Annotated in this window: 20 protein-coding genes and 1 pseudogene; 13 read left to right on the top strand and 8 right to left on the bottom strand. The window is 65.4% G+C overall.

The window, feature by feature from the left end:
• The first annotated feature begins 44 nt into the window (after positions 1-44).
• Both OU995_RS16875 and OU995_RS16870 read left to right on the top strand, forming a co-directional pair.
• Positions 45-3095 (top strand): TonB-dependent receptor, encoded by a 3051-nt coding sequence (locus OU995_RS16875; protein WP_267831168.1) that lies wholly within the window; start codon positions 45-47, stop codon positions 3093-3095.
• A 69-nt stretch (positions 3096-3164) separates the two neighbouring features.
• Positions 3165-4199, top strand: a complete 1035-nt coding sequence (locus OU995_RS16870) for a cupin-like domain-containing protein (RefSeq protein WP_267831167.1) — start codon at positions 3165-3167, stop codon at positions 4197-4199.
• Here OU995_RS16870 and OU995_RS16865 read toward each other — a convergent pair.
• Positions 4190-5596, bottom strand: a complete 1407-nt coding sequence (locus OU995_RS16865; RefSeq protein WP_267831166.1) for a glycoside hydrolase family 30 protein — start codon at positions 5594-5596, stop codon at positions 4190-4192. The two genes, OU995_RS16870 and OU995_RS16865, sit on opposite strands and share 10 nt — an antisense overlap.
• Before the next feature lie 419 nt (positions 5597-6015).
• On the opposite strand from OU995_RS16865, the pseudogene OU995_RS27595 reads away from it, so the two are divergent.
• Both OU995_RS27595 and OU995_RS16860 read left to right on the top strand, forming a co-directional pair.
• Positions 6016-6120, top strand: a pseudogene (locus tag OU995_RS27595) (hypothetical protein); the annotation flags it as partial.
• Positions 6121-6150: 30 nt separating this feature from the next.
• Positions 6151-6276 carry a hypothetical protein gene (locus tag OU995_RS16860; protein ID WP_267831165.1) on the top strand — a complete coding sequence of 42 codons (126 nt, stop codon included), beginning with the start codon at positions 6151-6153 and terminating at the stop codon, positions 6274-6276.
• Between the two features lie 21 nt (positions 6277-6297).
• Here OU995_RS16860 and OU995_RS16855 read toward each other — a convergent pair whose 3' ends face one another.
• The 4 genes from OU995_RS16855 to OU995_RS16840 all read right to left on the bottom strand — a co-directional run bounded on the left by OU995_RS16855 (position 6298) and on the right by OU995_RS16840 (position 8927).
• A complete protein-coding gene (locus tag OU995_RS16855; RefSeq protein ID WP_267831164.1) occupies positions 6298-7380 on the bottom strand; it encodes a TRAP transporter substrate-binding protein in 1083 nt (360 codons plus the stop codon).
• A gap of 108 nt (positions 7381-7488) precedes the next feature.
• On the bottom strand, positions 7489-7773 hold the full coding sequence (locus tag OU995_RS16850; protein WP_267831163.1) for a hypothetical protein: 285 nt from the start codon (positions 7771-7773) through the stop codon (positions 7489-7491).
• A 76-nt stretch (positions 7774-7849) separates the two neighbouring features.
• A complete protein-coding gene (locus tag OU995_RS16845; RefSeq protein WP_267831162.1) occupies positions 7850-8494 on the bottom strand; it encodes a hypothetical protein in 645 nt (214 codons plus the stop codon).
• A gap of 40 nt (positions 8495-8534) precedes the next feature.
• The gene (locus tag OU995_RS16840) at positions 8535-8927 is read right to left on the bottom strand and encodes a hypothetical protein (RefSeq protein WP_267831161.1); all 393 of its coding nucleotides are present in this window, start codon (positions 8925-8927) and stop codon (positions 8535-8537) included.
• A 349-nt stretch (positions 8928-9276) separates the two neighbouring features.
• Here OU995_RS16840 and OU995_RS16835 point away from each other — a divergent pair, with 349 nt between their 5' ends.
• The 3 genes from OU995_RS16835 to OU995_RS16830 are packed head-to-tail and all read left to right on the top strand — an operon-like array spanning position 9277 to position 10084.
• Positions 9277-9438, top strand: a complete 162-nt coding sequence (locus tag OU995_RS16835; RefSeq protein ID WP_267831160.1) for a hypothetical protein — start codon at positions 9277-9279, stop codon at positions 9436-9438.
• Between the two features lie 12 nt (positions 9439-9450).
• Positions 9451-9861: a transposase-like zinc-binding domain-containing protein gene (locus OU995_RS27590; RefSeq protein WP_420714887.1), complete on the top strand. Its 411-nt coding sequence runs from the start codon at positions 9451-9453 to the stop codon at positions 9859-9861.
• Complete coding sequence (locus OU995_RS16830) at positions 9815-10084, top strand: hypothetical protein (protein WP_267831159.1); 270 nt, start codon at positions 9815-9817, stop codon at positions 10082-10084. Before OU995_RS27590 ends, OU995_RS16830 begins: the two co-directional genes overlap by 47 nt.
• Before the next feature lie 127 nt (positions 10085-10211).
• On the opposite strand, the gene pmbA is transcribed toward OU995_RS16830, so the two are convergent.
• Positions 10212-11579 (bottom strand): metalloprotease PmbA, encoded by a 1368-nt coding sequence (pmbA, locus tag OU995_RS16825; RefSeq protein ID WP_267831158.1) that lies wholly within the window; start codon positions 11577-11579, stop codon positions 10212-10214.
• Positions 11580-11704: 125 nt separating this feature from the next.
• On the opposite strand from pmbA, the gene yjgA reads away from it, so the two are divergent.
• Genes yjgA through OU995_RS16810 form a run of 3 tightly spaced genes read left to right on the top strand, consistent with a single transcriptional unit; the run spans position 11705 to position 13396 of the window.
• Positions 11705-12316: a ribosome biogenesis factor YjgA gene (gene yjgA, locus OU995_RS16820; protein WP_267831157.1), complete on the top strand. Its 612-nt coding sequence runs from the start codon at positions 11705-11707 to the stop codon at positions 12314-12316.
• On the top strand, positions 12309-12899 hold the full coding sequence (gene mog, locus OU995_RS16815) for a molybdopterin adenylyltransferase (RefSeq protein WP_267831156.1): 591 nt from the start codon (positions 12309-12311) through the stop codon (positions 12897-12899). Before yjgA ends, mog begins: the two co-directional genes overlap by 8 nt.
• A 17-nt stretch (positions 12900-12916) precedes the next feature.
• On the top strand, positions 12917-13396 hold the full coding sequence (locus OU995_RS16810) for an FKBP-type peptidyl-prolyl cis-trans isomerase (protein ID WP_267831155.1): 480 nt from the start codon (positions 12917-12919) through the stop codon (positions 13394-13396).
• Between the two features lie 48 nt (positions 13397-13444).
• On the opposite strand, the gene cysE is transcribed toward OU995_RS16810, so the two are convergent.
• Complete coding sequence (gene cysE, locus OU995_RS16805) at positions 13445-14212, bottom strand: serine O-acetyltransferase (RefSeq protein ID WP_267831154.1); 768 nt, start codon at positions 14210-14212, stop codon at positions 13445-13447.
• 153 nt (positions 14213-14365) lie between these two features.
• Positions 14366-15160 (bottom strand): RNA methyltransferase, encoded by a 795-nt coding sequence (locus OU995_RS16800; protein ID WP_267831153.1) that lies wholly within the window; start codon positions 15158-15160, stop codon positions 14366-14368.
• Positions 15161-15328: 168 nt separating this feature from the next.
• On the opposite strand from OU995_RS16800, the gene OU995_RS16795 reads away from it, so the two are divergent.
• From OU995_RS16795 to OU995_RS16785, 3 genes are all read left to right on the top strand, one after another.
• Positions 15329-16315 (top strand): inositol monophosphatase family protein, encoded by a 987-nt coding sequence (locus OU995_RS16795; protein ID WP_267831152.1) that lies wholly within the window; start codon positions 15329-15331, stop codon positions 16313-16315.
• Positions 16316-16558: 243 nt separating this feature from the next.
• On the top strand, positions 16559-19159 hold the full coding sequence (gene mutS, locus OU995_RS16790) for a DNA mismatch repair protein MutS (protein ID WP_267831151.1): 2601 nt from the start codon (positions 16559-16561) through the stop codon (positions 19157-19159).
• A 36-nt stretch (positions 19160-19195) separates the two neighbouring features.
• Positions 19196-20140, top strand: coding sequence for an alpha/beta hydrolase (locus OU995_RS16785; RefSeq protein ID WP_267831150.1), 945 nt, complete (start codon positions 19196-19198; stop codon positions 20138-20140).
• Positions 20141-20219: the final 79 nt, after the last annotated feature.

The raw sequence follows: 20219 nt of genomic DNA, 5'->3' as shown, positions 1-20219 counted from the left end.
AGGCGGGTCACGGACAGGACTGAGACATAAAACAGGAGACAACAATGAAATCCGTCCAGCACACGCGTGCCTGCCGTTCAGAACGCCCCCTGCAAGCCCGCCCGGTGGCCGTGGCCTGCGCCCTGCTCTTTGCTGCCGCCGCACACGCGCAAGGCCAGCAGGCGCCCGCCGCTCCGGCAGGCGCGGCCTCCGCAGCGGCCTCGACGCCCACGGCACCGGCCGCAAAGAGCGACGGCCAGCTCGACACCGTGGTGGTGACCGGCATCCGACAATCGCTGGACACCTCCCTCAACCTGAAGCGCCAGCAACGCGGCGTGGTGGACGGCATCGTGGCCGAGGACATCGGCAAGTTTCCGGACACCAACCTGGCCGAATCGATGCAGCGCATCTCCGGTGTGTCCATCGACCGCTCCATGGGCGAAGGGTCACGGGTGACGGTGCGCGGCGTGGGGCCGGATTTCAACCTGGTGCTGCTGAACGGCCGGCAGATGCCGGCTTCGTCGATTGCGGACACATCCGCCTCCAGCTCCCGCGCCTTTGACTTCGCCAATCTGGCGTCCGAGTCGGTGTCGGCCCTGGAGGTCTACAAGACCAGCCGCGCCAGCACGCCGACCGGCGGCATCGGTGCCACCATCAACATCCGCACCGCGCGCCCGCTGGACACCAAACGCACCGTGGCCAGCATCGGTCTCAAGGCCGTGCATGACCAGGGCAACTCTCGCCTGCCTGACACCATCGCGGGGGACAAGATCACGCCGGAAGTCTCCGGCATCTACAGCACCACCTTTGATGAAGGCCGTTTCGGCCTGGCCGTGTCCGGCAGCTTCCAGCGGCGTGATGCGGGCTACAACAGCGCCGGGGTACCCAACGGCTGGTTGCCGTTCAAGGGCGATGAAACCGGCAACGGTGCCATCCCCTTGCCCGGCCAGACCGGGGCCGACCGCATCACCAACCGGCCTGGCGCGTCCGACGTCTATTCGCTGCCGCAGAACGTCAACTACAACATGAACGGGGTGCGCCGCGAACGCACCAACGGCCAGATCACGTTCCAGTTCGCCCCCACCCGCGACCTGACCACCACGCTGGACTACACCGCCTCGCAGAACAAGCTGCATACGCGCCGCAACGACATGTCGGCCTGGTTCAGCTTCGGCCCGTCCAGCAGCTCCTGGACCAACGGTCCGGTCTCGGCCCCCATCACCTACACCGAGCTGGTGACCTCGGGCACCGCCGACCTGGCCATGTCCGGCGGAGACTTCGCCACCAAGAACACCAACAAGTCGCTGGGCTTCAATGCCGATTGGAAGGCTTCGAGCAAGTTGCGCTTCGAATTCGATGCGCATCACTCCACCGCCGAATCCGGCGCGGATGGCCCCTGGGGCACCAACAACGTCATCGGCACGGCCAGCTTCAACCGCGGCATCACCACGGTGGACTTCTCCAATGACCTGCCCATCCTGATCATGCCAACCACGCAGCGGGATGCTTCACTGCAGCAGGTCACGGGCTCGTCGTTCCGCAACAGCTACATGAAGTCGGCGGTCGACCAGCAGCAGATTCGCGGCAGCTGGACCATTGATGACGCGTCCAAGCTGGACTTCGGTCTTGGCCTGTCCAAGGTGCGCAACCGCTCGGCCTATTCCAATGTCCAATTGGACAACTGGGGCGGCACCGAAAACGGCTTCCTGAACTATCCGGACTCGGTCTGGATTCCGCAGGACTTGCGCAATTACTTCGGCCAGATCAATGGCGTGAACGACCCTCGCCTGTTCACCCAGTTCTACACCTTCGACTTCGGCACCGTGCGTCAGCTGGCCTCGGACGCCTGGGGCGACGCGTCGAAGTACCTGGCCTCCGACGTCTTTTCCACCGACCGCCGCACCACCGAGAAATCCACCAGCGTCTACGGCGAGTACACCCGGGACTGGGAACTGGGCGTGCCGATGAGCGCCACGCTGGGCATGCGCTACGAGCGCACCAAAGTGAATTCCAGCGCACTGGTGCCGATTGCCACCGGCATCACCTGGGGCTCCAACAATGAGCTGACCGTTCTCAAGGGCGACCCCGGCTTCACTTCGCTCAGCGGCAAGTACAGCTACTGGTTGCCCAGCATCGACTGGGAAGCGGACCTCACCGACAAGGTGAAACTGCGCGCCAGCTACGGCACCACCATCGGCCGGCCCGGCTGGGACGCCATCCAGGGCGGCCAGACGCTGAATGACCTGGCACGCCTGTCCGGTGGCACCGGCTCGCAGGGCAATCCCAACCTGAAGCCGCTGAAGTCGAAGAACATCGACTTCTCGCTGGAGTACTACTACGCCCGCTCCAGCTATGTGGCCGCCGGTGTGTTCCGCAAGAACATCAGCAACTACATCGGCTCCACCCTGGAGACCGCCTCCCCCTTCAACCTGCACACCCCGGTCGGCGGCCGTTACTACAACGAGGCCGCTTCCACCGGCGGCTGCGGGAGCGACATCACCTGCATCCGCGACTACATCCTGAACCGCTACAACGGCCAGCCCGGCGTCACCAAAACCGGCGAGAGCAACGGCCATGCGCTGGGCACCATCGTTGGCCAACCGGACGATCCGGTGGCCACTTTCCAGATCACCGTGCCGGCCAACACCCAGTCCAACAGCCTCAAGGGCTTCGAGTTGAATGTGCAGCATGCCTTCGGCAACTCCGGCTTCGGTGTGGCGGCGAACTACACCAAGGTCAGCTCCGGCCTGAAGTACGACCCGATGAGCTTCACCCAGCAATATGCGCTGGTGGGCTTGAGCGATTCGGCCAACCTGGTGGGCTTCTATGAAAACGCCAGGTTCAGCGTGCGGGTGGCCTACAACTGGCGCGACAAATTCCTGGCTGCGGTGAACGATGGCAACCAGCTGGGCCGCTCGGCGCCCATCTACACCGAACCCTATTCACAGGTGGACCTCAGCGTGGGCTACAACTTCACCGAGAAGCTGAGCATGCAGGCGGAAGTGATCAACCTGGGCGACTCCATCCTGCGCCAGCATGGCCGCACCGAGCAGGAAGTGTTCTCGGTCACCCAGACCGGCCGCCGCTATATGCTGGGGCTTCGCTACAAGTTCTGACCCTGGGCTCGGCGATGGCCGGGGCGGAAGCGCCCCCCCCATCGCTGTTTTGCTGACCCCGCGCCTGACATGCAGCCCATCCAGGAACTCCGCGACCTGACCCCCGGCCGGGTCCCCGCCGGCCTGACCGAAGCCGCGCAACCGGTGGTGTTGCGCGGGCTGGTGTCCCATTGGCCGGTGGTACACGCGGCCTTGACCTCGGACGAGGCTGTGGCGGACTACCTGCACGGTTGCTGGCGCGGCGCGCCGGTGGCCATCATGACCGGCCCGCCGGAGATCGACGGTCGGATCTTCTACAACGACGACCTCACCGGCATGAACTTCGGCCGGGCGGATGCGCCGCTGCCGGCCTTGCTCACCGAGTTGCTGCGTTGCCGCAGTGACGAACGCCCCCCCTGCTATTACGTCGGCTCCACGACGCTGGAGGACTGCCTGCCGGGATTCCGCGCCCACAACGACCTTGATCTGGCGGCGCTGGCCGGCGACGCAGGGTCAGCACCGGATGCGCTGGCCAGCCTCTGGCTGGGCAACCGCAGCCGCATCGCCCCGCATTACGACCTGCCTGACAACATGGCCTGCGTGGCGGCCGGCCGTCGGCGCTTCACACTGTTCCCGCCGGAGCAACTGCCCAACCTCTATGTCGGGCCGATCGACTTCACGCCGGCCGGCCAGCCGGTGAGCCTGGTGGACCTCAAGCATCCGGACCTGGAACGGTTCCCGCGCTTTGCGCAGGCGCTGCAACACGCCCAGGTGGCTGAATTGGGGCCCGGTGATGCGCTCTACATCCCCAGCATGTGGTGGCATCAGGTGGAAGCGCTGGAGCCCTTCAATCTGCTGATCAATTACTGGTGGCGGCAGTCGCCCGCCCACATGGACCCACCCGTGCTGACCCTCATGATGGCCCTGCTCTCCCTGCGGGAACTGCCGGAGCCGCAACGGCGCGCGTGGCAGGGCCTGTTTGATCACTACGTGTTCCATGCAGGCGCGGAGACCGCCGCCCACATCCCTGAACACGCCAGGCATGCGCTGGCGCCGCTGACGCCACAAGGCGCGTCGAATCTGCGCAGCCACCTGATCCACCGGCTTCAGCAGCGTCAGGACTGAAGGCCGTCTTCGAAGCTCGCAATGCTTCGCCCCGGCAGCGAGACCACCGTCGCCAGGCCGTCGATGCGCAGCACGAACCGGTGCGCCCGTTCGCTGCGGTTGAGCACCACCACCGCCACGCTGCCCGATTCATTCACCGCTGCCGTACACGCCAGATCTTCGCTGCTGGCCGAGCACAGCACCCGCTGCGCGCCGGGATGGATGAACCGGCTGAAATGCCCCAGATAGTCGTAGGACGCTTGCGGCATCAGTTCGCCGCGCTCCCGGTCCGCCAGCATCGGCGCGCTGCAGAAGTTGCCGACATGGTTGGGGCCACCAGTCTCGTTGAGCAGCAGGTTCCAGTCGATCCAGCCCACCGTCCAGTGGTTGAGATCACTGATGATGCTGCGCGCATACCGCTCTGCGGGCGCCCATTCGCCCAGGTGCGGCCCGCCCTCCTGACAGCCTTCGGTGAACAGCAGTTGCTTGTCCGGATAGGCGTCATGCAGCAGGCCCACATGGTCGAAATGGTCCTCCACATACCAGTGGAAGCCGCAACCCCAGACGTATTTCGCGGCCTCGGGGTCGCTGTAGACCACGTCGGCCCGTTGCACCATCTGGTCGCGGTTGTGGTCCCAGACGACGATGCGGATGTGCGCCAGCCCGGCGGCATGCAGCGCCGGGCCGAGGTGGTCGCGAACGAAGTCCCGCTCCTGCTCGGCGGTGTAGATGCAGGAATCCCAACGCTGGGTCGCATCCGGCTCGTTCTGCACCGACACGCCCCAGATCGGCACCCCTTCCGCCTCATAGGCCTGGATGAAGCGCACATAACACTGGGCCCAGGTGGCGGCATGCTCCGGCAGCAGCATGCCGCCGTTGTTCATGGCGCCGTTGCTCTTCATCCAGGCCGGCGGGCTCCAGGGTGACACCAACAGCTTCATTGGCCGACCGGCCACCGCCATGGCGGCCTTGATCATCGGCAGCAGCGCCTGGCGGTCCCGCTCGATGCTGAAGTGGGCCAGGGCGGCATCCCCCGGCACCGCCGCGTGGGCGTAGTGGCCCAGGGAGAAGTCGCAGCTGTTCATGTGGACCCGGTTGAAGGTGTAGCCGTGGCCGGCCTCCGTGTCAAAGTAGGCACGCAGAAGGGCCTGCGCCACGGCCGGGGGCAGTTGTTGCCAGGTGGTGGCTGCAGCCTCCGTGAAGGCCCCGCCGAAGCCCTCGATGCGCTGGAAGCGCCGATGGGTATTCACCACCAGCTTGGGCATGCGGGCGAGGTCGGGGTCGGTCAGCAGCGCATCCACCGGCCTCAACGCCAGGCTGGGCTGGAGGGCCATCCGCTGGCTGCTGGCCAGGTCGTCCCCTTTGGCGGACAGGGTGAAGTTCAGGCGTGAATTGGTGCCAGGGGTTGTCTCCGTCATGCTCGGCTTTCTGAGGTGCTTGCAGGGTCAGTCGTCGCCAGCGCTTGAAAGCGCTTTCATATTCCGCCAGCATAGGGGCCGCAGGACAAGGAGGTCAATCCGTGCAAGCGACCTTGGCACCTCGGGCGCCCAAGTGAGGGACATCGCAGCGGGCTCAGGCGGTGTTGATCAGAATCCGAGGCCTGCGAGTGCAGGCCGGTGGTGGCGGTGGCGGTGGCGGTGGTGTCGGTGGAGAGCGTTGCGGTGCAACAGGCGTGAGCGTGGTCTACCGAACGTTCATGCCATCCAGAAAACGACAGCGCCGCATGCTCACTGCATGCTCACCGCACGCTCGAGTGCCATCCGCGCAAGGGCGCGCCGCAGGCAACCCGCGTGCCCGACCCTGACACTCTCAAGGGCAAGTCGCTTCGGATCGCAAGGCCGGCGGCCTGGGCCTGGCCATTGCACGCGCCATTGCCGAACTGCACCACGGCCGCATCCTCGCGGCCAGCCCGGGCCATGGCCAGGGCGCTACCTTCGAGCTGAGCCTGCCGGTACTGGTCGGGCAGCCGCAGGTGCGGCCGGCGGTCACCGAGCCGATGGCGCTGTCCGAAGATGCCTTGTCCGGTGTGCAGGTGCTGCTGGTGGACGATGAGGAAGATGCCCGCGAGGTGCTGGATGGCAAGGAGCGCGCAGGCTGAAGGCCGGCAGACAACAGCCCGTCAGAACCGCTGCCTCTGCATGAACTCGTCGAACCCGAATTCGGCGAAGCGGAACCAGAGGTTCTGGTCGCGGCGGAAGGTCGCATAGTCCTCATAGACCTTCTTCCAATTGGGATTCTTGGCCGACAGCTCGCCGTACAAGGCCATGGACTCCTTGAAGGCCTGGGCCATCACGTCGGCAGGGAAACGCATCAGCTTGGTCTTGGCGGCCACCAGTTGCTTGAGCGCACCCGGGTTGAGCACGTCGTACTTGGCCTGCATGTCCACATGGGTGAAGGCGGACGCGGCCTCCACAATCGCCTTGTATTCAGGCGAGAGCCCTTCGTAGGCCTTGGTGTTGATGTAGAAATCCACCTGTGGCCCGCCTTCCCACCAGCCCGGGTAATAGTAGTACTGCGCCACCTTGTGGAAGCCGAGCTTGAGGTCGTCGTAGGGGCCCACCCATTCGGCGGCGTCGATGGTGCCTTTTTCCAGCGCGGAATACAGCTCGCCCCCCGGCAGGTTCTGCGGCACACCGCCCATGCGCTCGATCACCCGGCCGGCGAAGCCGCCAATGCGGAACTTCAGGCCCTTGATGTCGGCCATCGACTTGATTTCCTTGCGGTACCAGCCGGCCATCTGGGCGCCGGTGTTGCCGCCCGGGAAATTGATGATGTTGTAGTTGCGATAGAACTCGCGCATGAGCTTGAGCCCATTGCCCTGGAAGGTCCAGGCCGTCATCTGACGGGAGTTCAGGCCAAAGGGAATGGCTGCGCCGATGGCAAAGGTCTCGTCCTTGCCAAAGAAGTAATACGGCACCGTGTGGGCAATTTCCACCGTGGCCTTCTGCACGCCGTCCACCACTTCAAAGGCTGGCATCAGCTCACCGGCCGCATGCACGCTGATCTGGAACTTGCCGCCGCTGAGTTCACTCACCTTCCGGGCAAAGACCTCGCCACCGCCGTAGATGGTGTCGAGCTGCTTGGGAAAGCTGGAGGCCATGCGCCAGCGCAGCTGGGCCTGGGCATGAACGATGGCGGGGGCGGTGCCCGCCGCCAGCACGCCAGCCATGCCGGCACCCTTGACGAAGGAACGACGTTCCATGAGGCAAGTCTCCTGATGTAGTTGTGTTCAGGAGAATTCCTCACGGGCATCGGGTTCGTCAATCGAGGCGTGCCCGGGGGCGCGACAGTGGGAGGGTGGTCTCCCAGGTCAGCGGGTTGCCACCCCACCGCGACATCTGGACTTCTGCTCGATGCAGGGCTCTAGCGCGTCGAGCTGTTTCTTGACGGTGGCATCTCCGCCATGGGCGCGCTTGAGCCTAGCCAGCTCCGCATCTGTCCCGTCGCAGTACTTGTTGATCGAGGCGATCACCTCGTCAATGGCTTCCTGATCACCTGGCTCGGGAATTTCGCCGCGCAGGTGGTCACACACCTCCCGGCGCTCCAGAAAAGCCTTGAGCGCTACAGGATCTGCGGAGGGCTGAGCGGTCGGCATGCTGGTGCACGAGGCGCAAAGGAGGCCAGCCACTACGGCAAGCGCTGCGGCGGTCCGACGAGGAGTGAGGGTAAATTCAGTGACCATCGTCAGACCAGTGAGGTTTATCTGAGGCGCCGCCCACAAACTTCATCACGTTGTAGCTGGCACCCACGGCCTTCAGATCTGCGTTCATCCCGGTCTTGGGCGTGGTAGATATCGTGACGGCGGTGCCGTCAGCCTTCTTGATCGTCAAATCATCAGACCAGCTGATGGTCATGTCAACCGCATTGCGGGCAGTATGACGTGTGTTCAAGGCCGGGGGAGTTTGCAGGTTTTGCAGGCCGAAGCCATTAACCATCGCTTTCGCTGCATTCACGGAGGCGCTGCCGTCGTATGAACCGTCAGTGGCCGAGTGATCCCATCGAATGTTGATGCCTGCCATAGGAGGCACATTGCGCGGGTCGAAGTCCTCCTTGACGATGAGGTAGCACCAATGCATGAGATACGCTCGCTCGGGAGGGCGGTAAGTCGCGGAGATGGTGACAGTTGCTCCTGCGTCGCGCATCGCGTTCACGAACGACTGCAGATTTCCGGCGAACGGTTGGATGCAGTCAGAAATTGCGTTACTACCCGGGAATCGAGCCACCCATTGAGCGCCACTCAATTCCCGGGCTGGAATGTTGACAGCAGTGGGTGCGGTGTTTGCCGTCGGGGTGAGCGTGGCAAATGAGGTGGCCATATGGAATTAGTTCGGAATTGATACTGGCAGTCACTGACGATCAGCAGCCGCAAGGTTCGTTTGCGACGCATGAAGTGCCGCTACCGGATCCCTCTTCGTAGTAGGGGGCCTCGATGTTTGCCTGTGCGGCATACGTGGCTGAAACTTTCACCGTGTTGCCCAGCGTGTCGGTGGTGCCAAAAAACATTCGGCCATTGTCCAGGGTGATGCGGTAGGGCACGCCCGTCAACGGTTTGCCTGATTGCTCGTCCAATACCTTGAACACCATGTCAAATGGCTTTTCACAGTCTCCCAACTCAATATTGAGCTTCTCAAAGATGCCACATCCGCATTGGAAATCGCCAAAATCACGGCCTTTGCGTTCATCGCCGTCCAGCGTCAGATAGGTCACGTCATCGAATCGGTCGCCCCATGATTGCCGATGCAGCGCCATGATCCTGTGCATAACTTCGCAGTGTCTCACCTAGTCTCCCCAGCATTCCTTGCGTGAAGGAGCCAACGCTATCCACTCGATAGGCACTCGGCGCGTCCGGTAGGTGTGCTCATAACTTTCGTACGAAAGCTCTTGTAACGATTGAAAGCACCCTTCTCCAGGCCGATGGGGCCGCTCGTCGAAACGGTCTCACCGTTTTTGTGCGACGATCCGCATCCTCCGGCAAGCTGGGGAGTTGCTCGCTCTTTAGCTTCCGCAGGAAAGCCGCACCGATCAACTTCCTGGCGGTCCAGATACCCTGCGGACAGACTTGCCCTGTCTTCCCAGGTTGAGGGCGGTGGAGCAGGCGATGGCCCCGATGGCGTTCAAGCAGTGGCTGGGTGGGGTGGCAAGCCTGACGACGCGACAGAAGGCCAAACTTCTCAAGGCCTTGAGCGCCGACGATGACATCGAGCAAGTTCTTGCGCTCGTGGAGTCGCGGCTCACGACGCTTCCCGCGTGCCCGCATTGAGGGGGTGATCGGATTGTTCGCAATGGCAGCGCCAGTGGCTTGCGACGCTACAAATGCCGCGCCTGCCAACGCACCTTCAATGCCCTGAGCACGGCGCCGCAGGCCAGTTTGGGCATGACGGCCAAGTGGCTGAAGCAGCAAGAAGTGTTGCTGCAGGGCTTGCGCGAGCGTAAGGCGGCGCAAGGTGTCAGCTTCTACGTCGTTTTGCTGGCGCCATCGATTCTTGCGCCTGGTACAGCCCGTCTGGGCTGCCGCGCTCACTGGTGTAATCGAAGCCAACGAGACCTTCTTCCTGCGCTCCAGCAAGGGCCAGCAACCGGGGTCGTCGGCTCGTTAGCGCGCCGGTCAGGTGTCGCGAGTGCATCGCGGCGAGGACTTGATCCCCGTCCTGGTGGCCCGATACCAATCGGGCGCCACGGCTGACTTCTATCTGGACACGGTGTCCAGGCACTGCATGAGTCAGGCGCTCAAGCCCCATATCCGCGCCGACGCGATCCTGTGCAAGCACGGTTCGGCGGCGCTGGCTGCGGCGGCCAGCGAGTTGCGGGTGCAGCAGGAGGCACTGAACCTGAGCGCCGGTGAACGGGGGCGCGGCCGCTGGCACATCCAGAACGCCAACGCGCAGCACAGCCGTCTCAAGGGCTAGATCGCCAGCAGCAACCGACGCAAGTCCGCGCCAATGCTGGCTTTGGCCCTTGCCGTAGTGCTAACAGGCCCTAACGAACGATCAAAGAGCCCTCACGCAGTCCACCTTGGCAGCGTCCCCCGCAGACTCAGGAGCCGGCCAGCTTCATGTTGGCGACCAGGATGGAACCGACCGTCTTGCTGCCCAGGTTGTAGGTATCCGCGCCAATGCCAACAATCTGCTGGAACATCTCGCGCAGATTGCCGGCAATGGTGACCTCGTTCACCGGGAAAGCGATCTCGCCGTTCTCCACCCAGTAACCGCTGGCGCCCCGGGAGTAGTCGCCGGTGACGTAGTTGACGCCCTGCCCCATCAGCTCCGTCACGAACAGGCCGGTGCCCAGCCGACGGAGCATCGTCGGCAGGTCATCACCAGGCGCGGTGCAACGGCTGCGCATCGTCAGGTTGTGAGACCCACCAGCATGGCCGGTGGTGCGCAGGCCCAGCTTGCGGGCGGAATAGGTGGAGAGGAAGTAGCCCTTGAGGGTGCCGCCCTCCACCACCGTGCGCGGACGGGTGATGACTCCTTCATCATCAAACGGCGCGCTGCCCTTGCCCTTGGGAATGTGCGGGTCTTCCACCACGTCGATGTGCGGGGCCAGGATGGGCTGGTCCAGGCTGTCCAGCAGGAAGGTGGCGCGGCGGTACAGCGCCCCGCCGCTGGTGGCCTGCACCAGCGCCCCCAGCAGACCCGCCGCCACCGGCGATTCGAACAGCACCGGCACATTGGCGGTTTTCACCTTGCGGCCCTTGAGCCGGGCCAGGGCCCGCTCGGCGGCATAACGCCCCACCCATTCCGGGCTGGAGAGATCGGCGGCGTCCCGCATGGAGCTGTACCACGCGTCCCGCTCCATGCCGGCGCCACGGCCAGCGATCGGCGCCACCGACAGCGAATGCCGCGAGCTGGCGTAACCGCCCCGGAAGCCCCGGCTGTTGCCGGTGAAGAAGTGGGATTGCTGGGCCGAGACGGCGGCGCCTTCCGAATTGGTGATGCGGGGGTCGGTATCCAGTGCGGCACGTTCGCATCGCAGGGCCAGCTCGGCGGCGGCTTCGGCGGTGATGTCCCAGGGGTGGAACAGGTCCAGCGCCGGGCGGCTGGCCTCGTCCAGCGACAGTTCATCCTCGGCCGGCAGACCGGCAAATTCGTCTTCGGCGGTGAAGCGGGCAATATCGAAGGCGGCACGGACGGTGTCCTTCAGCGCCTTGGGCGAGAAGTCCGACGTGCTGGCATTGCCCCGGCGCTGGCCGAGGTAGACGGAAACGCCCAGGGACTTGTCGCGGTTGCGCTCCACATTTTCCAGCGCGCCACGGCGCACCGACACGGACAGCCCGCATCCTTCCGAGACTTCCGCGCCGGCATCCGAAGCGCCCAGGTGTTTCGCCTCGGCGAGAACATCCTCGATCAGTTGACGGAAGTGGTCCTGGCTGTAGGCAAATCCTTGTTGGGCTTGACTCATGAGATCTCGAATCTGGTGCAAAGAACTATCATACGGGCCCTGCGCCTGCCCTGGCCGGCCCTGCCCGGATTCACGCCACCGCCTCGCGGTCTTGCGCGCCGAACCGGGCCCCCACAGATTGCCTCATGTACGACGAATACGAAGATCCCGACGACGAACGCCCCAGCAAGAGCCAGCTCAAGCGGGACATGGCCGCGCTGCAGGCGCTGGGCGTGGAACTGCTGTCCCTGCCCGACAAGCGCGTCGCCGCCCTGAACCTGCCGGAACCGCTGATGGACGCGCTGGCCGAGGCCCGCCGCATCAAGGGCGCCCATGAAGGCAAACGCCGCCAGTTGCAGTTGATCGGCAAGCTGATGCGCCATGTGGACCCCGCCCCCATTCGCGAAGCGGTGGCCGAATTCAAGCTGGGGCGCGCCCAGGACAGCCTGCAACTGCATCAGGCCGAACGCTGGCGCGTGCGGCTGGTGGAAGAAGATTCGGCGCTGCAGGCGTACCTGCAGACCTTTGACGAGGTGGATGTGCAGCAACTGCGCAGCCTCATCCGCGCCGCCCGCAAGGACCGCGCCCAGGCCCCGGAACAGCGCAATGGCCGCGCCTGGCGGGAGCTGTTCCAGATGGTCAAGGCCCATGTGCTGGCCGAGGCCCGCGCCAACGGCCTGTCAGGCGCTGGGGACGAGGCGGATGCCGATGCGCCCCGTGAGGCTGATGATGCGGACGAGGCCCGCCACGATGACTGAACTGGCGCCTCCCGAGCCGGTTCGCATCGGCATCGTTTCCATCAGCGACCGGGCCTCCAGCGGGGTCTACACCGACCAGGGCGTCCCGGCCCTGCAGACGTGGCTGACCAGCGCGCTGATCAATCCCATCCAGTTCGAAGCCCGCTTGATTCCGGATGAACGGGCGCTCATCGCCCAGACGCTGCGCGAGCTGGTGGATGACGCAGGCTGCCACCTGGTGCTCACCACCGGCGGCACCGGTCCGGCCCTGCGGGATGTGACGCCGGAGGCCACCCTGGACGTGGCCGACCGCGACATGCCGGGTTTTGGCGAACAGATGCGCCAGATCTCGCTGCATTTTGTGCCGACGGCCATCCTGTCCCGCCAGGTGGCGGTGATTCGCGGCCAGACGCTGATCATCAACCTGCCCGGCCAACCCAAGGCGATTGCCGAGACGCTGGGCGGCCATCCGGCGGCCAAGGGCATCTTTGCCGCCGTCCCCTACTGCATCGACCTCATCGGTGGCCCCTACCTGGAAACCCGGGATGAGGTCTGCGCCGCCTTCCGCCCCAAAACTGCCCAACGGCCCGTGCGCCAGGGCTGATCACCCCCCGACACATCATGAAAATCACCAAGGACACCATCGCCACCGTCGACATCAAGGTGGCCGACAAGATCGGCCGCGTCATCGAGAAGACGGACGAGCCGATGGCACTGCTGATCGGTGGCTACGGCAACACCCTGCCGGCCATCGAAGCGGCGCTGGAAGGCCAGGAACAAGGCTTCCAGGCCACGCTGCAACTGACGCCGGAGAACGGCTTCGGCGAACGCGATGAAAGCCTGCAGATCACCATCCCCAAGAAGGACTTCCCGCCCGGCGTGAAGATCGGTGGCCAACTGGAAGTGCGCGCCGGTGAAGAAGGTGATTTCCGCGTCTTCACCGTCGCCAAGATCAAGGGCGACACGGTCCACCTGGACGGCAACCATCCGCTGGCCGGCCAGCATCTGCAGGTGAGCCTGAAGGTGCGTGAAGTGCGGGCCGCGACCCAGGAAGAGATCGAACACCGCCATGCGCATGGAGCGCACGGCCATCATCATTGATGTCATCACTGATGAGTCAGGACAAGGGCGCCCTGCGGGGCGCCCTTGTCATTTCACGAGCCGTTCAAGCTCGCCTGCATCAAATCGCTCGTCCTGCTGTGCCCCGGCGGGCACACAGTCCTTGCGCTGGCTCTCCGAGAGCTGGGTGATCGCCTGCCACAGCAGGGCGATCTGATGCTCGTGGGAGGAGGCATTGTCGATCAGGCCCTTCATGGCCTGCGCCATCGGGTCATCGCCCTGGCTCACCCCATAGGCGGAAAAGCCCATCCGAGCGGCCGCCTCTTCGCGGCGGGCATCGGCCTTGGCCTCGATGATCCGGGCCGGGTTGCCGACCGCCGTGGCGCCTGCCGGTACCGGCTTGGTGACCACCGCGCCCGAGCCCACACGGGCACCCTCCCCCACGGTGAAGCCGCCCAGCACACAGGCGTTGGCGCCCACGATGACGCCACGCTCCAGCGTGGGATGCCGCTTGGCGCCCTTGACCAGCGAGGTGCCCCCCAGGGTGACGCCCTGGTAGATGGTGCATTCGTCCCCGATCTCGGCCATTTCACCGATCACGATGCCCATGCCGTGGTCAATGAAGACCCGCCGGCCGATGGTGGCGCCGGGATGGATCTCGATGCCCGTGAGAAAGCGCGCCACGTGGGAGGTGAAACGCCCCAGCCACCGGAAGCCACGGACCCAACAGCCATGTGCGAAGCGGTGCAGAACGATCGCATGCAGACCCGGGTAGCAGGTCAGCACTTCCCAGGCCGAGCGGGCGGCAGGGTCGCGTTCGAGGATGCAGGCAATGTCTTCGCGAAGACGTTGGAACATGGCAGTGGCAGCACCTGGGCTGTCCGAAACAGGGTTGATAAGAGGGAAACCGGCACGCACCCCGGAGCGTGGCCAGGGGAACAAGGGGCAAACAGTTTAGCCAAGTGAATGCGCCACGGCGGCGCAGGGACTTCTTCTTGCCCTTCTTGCGGATCAACCCTTGGGCGCGTCACATTGCTTGTCGATCGCCCGGGCGATGCCGCGCAGGATGTGGACTTCCTCCTGCGTCAGCCCGGCGCGATTGAACAGCTGGTTCAGCCGCGGCATCAGCTTCTTCGGCGACGCCGGGTCCAGATACCCGAGCTTCACCAGGCTGCCCTCCAGATGCCGCAACAGCCCTTGCACCGCCTGGGCATCGGCCCGTTGCGGATCCGCCGTGCGCGCCTGCACCTCATACCCGCCCAGCGCCTGACGCCAGTCGTAGGCCAGCAGTTGCACGGCCTGAGCCAGGTTGAGAGACCCGTAGATGGGATGGGTCGGAATGGAGAGCACCGCATGGGCCCGGTACACATCCTCGTTGCTCATGCCGTAGCGCTCGGAGCCAAACACCAGGGCCAGCCGCTGGCCGCGGCCCTCCGGCGTGGTGGCGAGTTCGTGAAACAGCTCGCGCGGCACCCGGGTGGGCGGGCCGAAGTCGCGCGGGGTCATGGCGGTGGCGCACACGAAGGTGCAGCCGTCCAGCGCGTCTTCCAGCCGGTCCACGATGCGGGCGCGGGCCAGGATGTCGGCGGCGCCACTGGCCATGGCGACGGTGTCCTCCTGGCTGAGCACGTCGGCAAACCGGGGCCGCACCAGCACCAGATCCTTGAAGCCCATCACCTTCATGGCCCGCGCGGTGGCGCCGACATTGCCCGGGTGGCTGGTCTCGATCAGCACGAAGCGAGTCGGGTCGGCGGCCGGATTTGTGCCGTTTTCGGCGCGCTCGGAAGGGGGGGACGGCTGCGACATAGGGGAAACCACGAACTCTGTGCCAAAATGGCAGATTATCCGCGCGGCCACTCGCTGGTCTGGCGCGGCGCTCTTTTCCTTCGTCAGTCCACCCCGGAAGCCACCTTCAAAGGTCACCTTCAAAGGTCACCATCCAAGGTCACCATCTAAGTTCAGGAATCGTCCCGCATGACGCAAGCCGCTCTTCATCCCATGCTCAACGTCGCCATCAAGGCGGCCCGTGCAGCAGGCGCCCTCATCAACCGCGCCTCCATGGATCTGGACATCCTGAAGATCAATACCAAGTCGCCCAACGACTTCGTGACCGAGGTGGACCAGGCCGCCGAGGCGGCCATCATCGAGATCCTGCTGTCGGCTTACCCCGACCACGGCATCCTGGCCGAAGAATCCGGCCGCACCCATGGCGCCCGTCACTCTGAATATCAGTGGATCATCGATCCGCTGGACGGCACCACCAACTTCATCCACGGCTTCCCGGTGTACTGTGTGTCCATCGCCCTGGCCCACCGCAACGTGGTGCAGCAGGCCGTGGTGTATGACCCCACCCGCAACGACCTGTTTTATGCCACCAAGGGCCGTGGCGCCTTCCTGAACGACCGCCGCCTGCGCGTGTCGCGCCGCACCCGCATGAGTGATGCGCTGATCGGCACCGGCTTCCCCTTCCGCCGGGGCGACAACTTCAAGCGCTACATGAAGATGTTTGAAGAGATCATGACCCAGTGCGCGGGTGTGCGTCGTCCGGGCGCAGCGGCGCTGGACCTCTGCTACGTGGCCGCCGGCCATTACGACGCCTTCTTTGAAACCGGCCTGAATCCGTGGGATGTGGCTGCAGGGTCGCTGATCGTCACCGAAGCGGGTGGCCTGGTGGGCAATTTCACGGGCGAACCGGACTTCCTGTTCCAGCGCGAGATCATTGCCGGCAGCCCCAAGATCTACGGTCAGGTGGTGCAGACGCTGGCCCCCTATTCCCGCGTGATCACCGCCGACGATCTGGAAGCCGACGCTCAGGCCGCACAGCCGGGCGGCGGCACCGCCAAACCGAAGGCCACCAAGACCTCCACCACCGCCGAAGGTGCGGACGCCGCCCCCAAGAAGCGGGCCCCGGTGCGCATCAAGAAGGCCGAGTCGAATGGCAATCCCGATGCACAAGGCTGAGCCCGCGCGGCACGGTTGATCTCAATCTCGAAAAGCCCTCTCTGCGAGGGCTTTTTCATTGGACCCCTGCGCCCCCCCCCTGTGCCCTGCCCCTGCACCCCCTGGGAACCGGTTCTCGCCACCTCCCGAAGGGCGACTTTGGCAGGCCTCTCGCCCGAGGGGGGTCACCGCTGCCCTACACTCTCGCTCCGTAGACCCACCACAAGCCCTCGGTCCGAGGGCTTTGTTCATTTTTCAAGCCCGATGAGCAGCGCCGCCGCCCCCGACGATTTCAGCCAGCACACGCCGATGATGGCGCAATACCTCCGCATCAAGGCTGAGTTCCCGGAGACGCTGGTGCTCTACCGCATGGGAGACTTCTACGAGGTCTTCTACGACGACGCGCGCAAGGCCAATCAGCTGCTGGACGTCACCCTCACCACCCGCGGCCAGAGCGCCGGCGCACCGGTGGTGATGGCTGGTGTTCCGGTCCACGCGCTGGAAGCCTATCTGGCCAAGCTGATCAAGCTCGGTGAGGCCGTGGCCATTGCCGAGCAGGTCGGCGAAGTCGGTGCAAGCAAGGGCCCGGTGGAGCGCAAGGTGGTCCGCGTGGTTACCCCCGGCACCGTGACCGACACCGAACTGCTGGCCGACAAGCAGGACTCCATCCTGCTGGCCGTCACCAGCCAGGGCAAGACCTTCGGCCTGGCCTGGTTGTCGCTCACCCAAGGCCAACTGGGCCTGGCCCAGTGTGATGAGCGTGATCTCGGTTCTTGGCTGGCCCGGCTCTCCCCCGCAGAAGTCCTGGTGGACCGGGACAAACACCCCGCCGCCGTGCTCGCCGCACGCCTGCCCATCACCAACCGCCCGAGCTGGCAGTTCGATACCCAGCTGGGCCAGCGCAAGCTGTGCGAGCAGCTGTCGGTGGCCAGCCTGCAAGGCCTCAACGCCCAGGAACTGACCGCTGCCCATGCCGCCGCCGCTGCCCTGCTCTCGTATGCCGAGCACACCCAGGGCCGCGCGCTGGCGCATGTCAAGAGCCTGCAGGTGCAGCGCGCGACGGACCTGCTGGACCTGCCCCCCGCCACCCAGCGCAATCTGGAACTGACGCAGACGCTGCGCGGCGAAACCTCGCCCACGCTGCTCTCCCTGCTGGACACCTGCCGCACCGGCATGGGCAGCCGCGCCCTGCGCCACTGGCTGCTGCACCCCCCGCGCGACCGGGCGCCCGCCAAGGCCCGCCAGGACGCCATTGCCGAACTGCTGACCACCGGCTTCGAGCCGCTGCGCGAAGCCCTGCGCCAAGTCTCCGATGTGGAGCGGATCGCCGCTCGTGTGGCCCTGCGCCAGGTGCGCCCGCGTGAACTGGCCGGCCTGCGGGCGACGCTGCAGATCCTGCCTGAGCTGGCCCAGACCGTGCCGATGGGGGCATTGCTGCTGCAAGACCTCTCGCAAGGCCTCGGCGCCTCACCCCATCTGGCCGAACTGCTCACCCGCGCGATTGCCGAAGAACCAGCCGTGCTGCTGCGCGACGGCGGTGTCATCGCCACCGGTTTTGATGAACAGCTGGACGAACTGCGCGACATCCAGAACAACTGCGACGCCTTCCTGCTGGACCTCGAAACCCGCGAGCGCGCCCGCACCGGCATCAGCAACCTGCGGGTGCAATACAACAAAGTGCACGGCTTCTATATCGAGGTCACCACCAGCGGTCTGGACAAGGTCCCGATGGACTATCAGCGCCGCCAGACCCTCAAGAATGCCGAGCGTTTCATCACCCCGGAGCTGAAGACCTTCGAGGACAAGGCGCTGTCCGCCCAGGAACGTGCCCTGGCCCGTGAGAAGCTGCTGTTCGAAGCCGTCATCGACCAGTTGACCGAAGAATTGCCCACACTGGGCCGTCTGGCCCGCTCGCTGGCAGCGCTGGATGTGCTGGCCGCCCTGGCCGAACGCGCCGCCACGCTCAACTGGTGCCGCCCGGACTTCGTCAGCCATCCCTGCATCGACATCCAGGGCGGCCGCCATCCTGTGGTGGAAGCCCGCCTGCGCGAAACCGGCGCCGGCGAATTCATGGCCAACGACTGCCGGCTGGACGCCCGCACCAAGCTGCTGGTCATCACCGGCCCGAACATGGGCGGCAAGTCGACCTTCATGCGGCAGGTGGCGCTGATCGCCCTGCTGTCGGCCATCGGCTCCTACGTGCCCGCCACCGCCTGCCGCCTGGGCCCGATCGACGCCATCCATACCCGGATCGGCGCTGCCGACGACCTGGCCAATGCCCAGTCGACCTTCATGCTGGAGATGACCGAGGCCGCCGCCATCCTGCACAGCGCGTCGGAACAGTCGCTGGTGCTGATGGACGAGATCGGTCGTGGCACCTCCACCTTCGACGGCCTGGCCCTGGCCGGCGCCATTGCCACCCACCTGCACGACAAGTGCCGGGCCTTCACCCTGTTTGCCACCCACTACTTCGAGCTGACCGAATTCCCGGCCAAGCATCCGCAGGCAGTGAACATGCATGTGTCGGCGGTGGAGAGTGGCGAAGACATCGTCTTCCTGCACGAGATCCAGCCCGGCCCCGCCAGCCGCAGCTACGGTGTCCAGGTGGCCCGTCTGGCCGGCATGCCGTCACCCGTGGTGCGACAGGCCCGTGCCGCGCTGGAGGCACTGGAGGCACGCGCCAGCGAAGGCGAGACACAGATCGACCTGTTTGCAGCGCCGCCAGAACCCGCACCGGCCGCCGCCGCCGAGCTGGCATCACCCTTGCTGGAGGCCCTGCACGACGTGGACCCGGATGCGCTCAGCCCCCGCGAGGCGCATGCGATGCTGTATCAGCTCAAATCCATGGCCAGCCAGCGCCACTGATGGCGGGGCATTGCTGAAGGACTGACCTCCAATTTCATGAGCACCGCCCACCTTCACCCCACACCACCGGCCTCTGCGGGCCAAACTGTCGCGCCGGCCGCAGCCCCGTCCACTCACGGCGGCGGGCTGCCGACACGCACCCTCGTGTTCTCTCATGCCAACGGCTTCCCGGCGGGCTGCTACCGGGTGCTGTTTGAGCACTGGCGCGCGGCGGGCTGGACCGTGCATGCCTTGCCGCGCATGGGCCACGATCCTCGTTTCCCGGTCACCAGCAACTGGCCGCATCTGCGCGACGAACTGCTGCACTTCATCCAGGAAGACGTGAAACCGACCGGCCCGGTGGTGCTGGTCGGCCACTCTCTGGGCGGCATGGTGTCACTGCTGGCGGCCTGCAAGAAGCCGTCCATCGCGGCCGGCCTGGTGATGCTGGACTCCCCGGTGGTCGATGGCTGGCGCGCCCACAGCGTGCAGGTGGCCAAGGCCGCCCGGTTCATCCACCGGGTGTCGCCCGGCAAGGTGTCCCGCACCCGACGCCATGAATGGCCCAGCCTGGACGACGTTCACGCGCACTTCGCCTCCAAGAGCAAATTCGCCCGCTGGGACCCCCGGGTGCTGCAGGACTACGTGGACAGCGGCTTCGACCGCCTGGAGGACGGTCGCATCAAGCTCGGCTTCAGCCGCGACATCGAAACCCGCATCTACAACACCCTGCCCCACAACCTGCCCCGCGTGCTGCGCAACCACCCGCCCCGCTGCCCGTTGGCGTTCATCGGCGGCACGCAGTCGGAAGAGTTGCGCCAGGCCGGTGCGGCCGGCTCCAAGGCACTGGCAAAGCATCTGTTTCGCTGGTTCGAAGGCACCCATCTCTACCCGTTCGAGCGTCCGGATGACACCGCCGCGCTGGTGCTGGCCTTGATCGATGAGATGCAACACCCCGTGCCGCGGAGCCCCACACCGGCCGGCGGCACCGCTGCCGCCTGACAGCACGGCCTCACCCGCAGGCCCATGCCCCCGCCCAGGGGGAGGCCTTGGGACACGCATATAATGCCGCTTTACCACC

It is taken from the genome of Roseateles sp. SL47 (assembly GCF_026625885.1).
GTDB lineage: Bacteria > Pseudomonadota > Gammaproteobacteria > Burkholderiales > Burkholderiaceae_C > Roseateles.
The sequence above is the reverse complement of the archived record's forward strand: the minus strand, read 5'-3'. Positions and strand labels throughout refer to the sequence as shown.

What these genes read in the sequence shown, in the direction of transcription:
- OU995_RS16875 (WP_267831168.1), top strand. Translation starts at nt 45, where the DNA reads ATGAAATCCGTCCAGCACACGCGTGCCTGCCGTTCAGAACGCCCCCTG.
- OU995_RS16870 (WP_267831167.1), top strand. Translation starts at nt 3,165, where the DNA reads ATGCAGCCCATCCAGGAACTCCGCGACCTGACCCCCGGCCGGGTCCCC.
- OU995_RS16865 (WP_267831166.1), bottom strand. Translation starts at nt 5,596, where the DNA reads ATGACGGAGACAACCCCTGGCACCAATTCACGCCTGAACTTCACCCTG.
- OU995_RS16855 (WP_267831164.1), bottom strand. Translation starts at nt 7,380, where the DNA reads ATGGAACGTCGTTCCTTCGTCAAGGGTGCCGGCATGGCTGGCGTGCTG.
- OU995_RS16850 (WP_267831163.1), bottom strand. Translation starts at nt 7,773, where the DNA reads ATGCCGACCGCTCAGCCCTCCGCAGATCCTGTAGCGCTCAAGGCTTTT.
- OU995_RS16845 (WP_267831162.1), bottom strand. Translation starts at nt 8,494, where the DNA reads ATGGCCACCTCATTTGCCACGCTCACCCCGACGGCAAACACCGCACCC.
- OU995_RS16840 (WP_267831161.1), bottom strand. Translation starts at nt 8,927, where the DNA reads ATGGCGCTGCATCGGCAATCATGGGGCGACCGATTCGATGACGTGACC.
- OU995_RS16835 (WP_267831160.1), top strand. Translation starts at nt 9,277, where the DNA reads ATGGCCCCGATGGCGTTCAAGCAGTGGCTGGGTGGGGTGGCAAGCCTG.
- pmbA (WP_267831158.1), bottom strand. Translation starts at nt 11,579, where the DNA reads ATGAGTCAAGCCCAACAAGGATTTGCCTACAGCCAGGACCACTTCCGT.
- yjgA (WP_267831157.1), top strand. Translation starts at nt 11,705, where the DNA reads ATGTACGACGAATACGAAGATCCCGACGACGAACGCCCCAGCAAGAGC.
- mog (WP_267831156.1), top strand. Translation starts at nt 12,309, where the DNA reads ATGACTGAACTGGCGCCTCCCGAGCCGGTTCGCATCGGCATCGTTTCC.
- OU995_RS16810 (WP_267831155.1), top strand. Translation starts at nt 12,917, where the DNA reads ATGAAAATCACCAAGGACACCATCGCCACCGTCGACATCAAGGTGGCC.
- cysE (WP_267831154.1), bottom strand. Translation starts at nt 14,212, where the DNA reads ATGTTCCAACGTCTTCGCGAAGACATTGCCTGCATCCTCGAACGCGAC.
- OU995_RS16800 (WP_267831153.1), bottom strand. Translation starts at nt 15,160, where the DNA reads ATGTCGCAGCCGTCCCCCCCTTCCGAGCGCGCCGAAAACGGCACAAAT.
- OU995_RS16795 (WP_267831152.1), top strand. Translation starts at nt 15,329, where the DNA reads ATGACGCAAGCCGCTCTTCATCCCATGCTCAACGTCGCCATCAAGGCG.
- mutS (WP_267831151.1), top strand. Translation starts at nt 16,559, where the DNA reads ATGAGCAGCGCCGCCGCCCCCGACGATTTCAGCCAGCACACGCCGATG.
- OU995_RS16785 (WP_267831150.1), top strand. Translation starts at nt 19,196, where the DNA reads ATGAGCACCGCCCACCTTCACCCCACACCACCGGCCTCTGCGGGCCAA.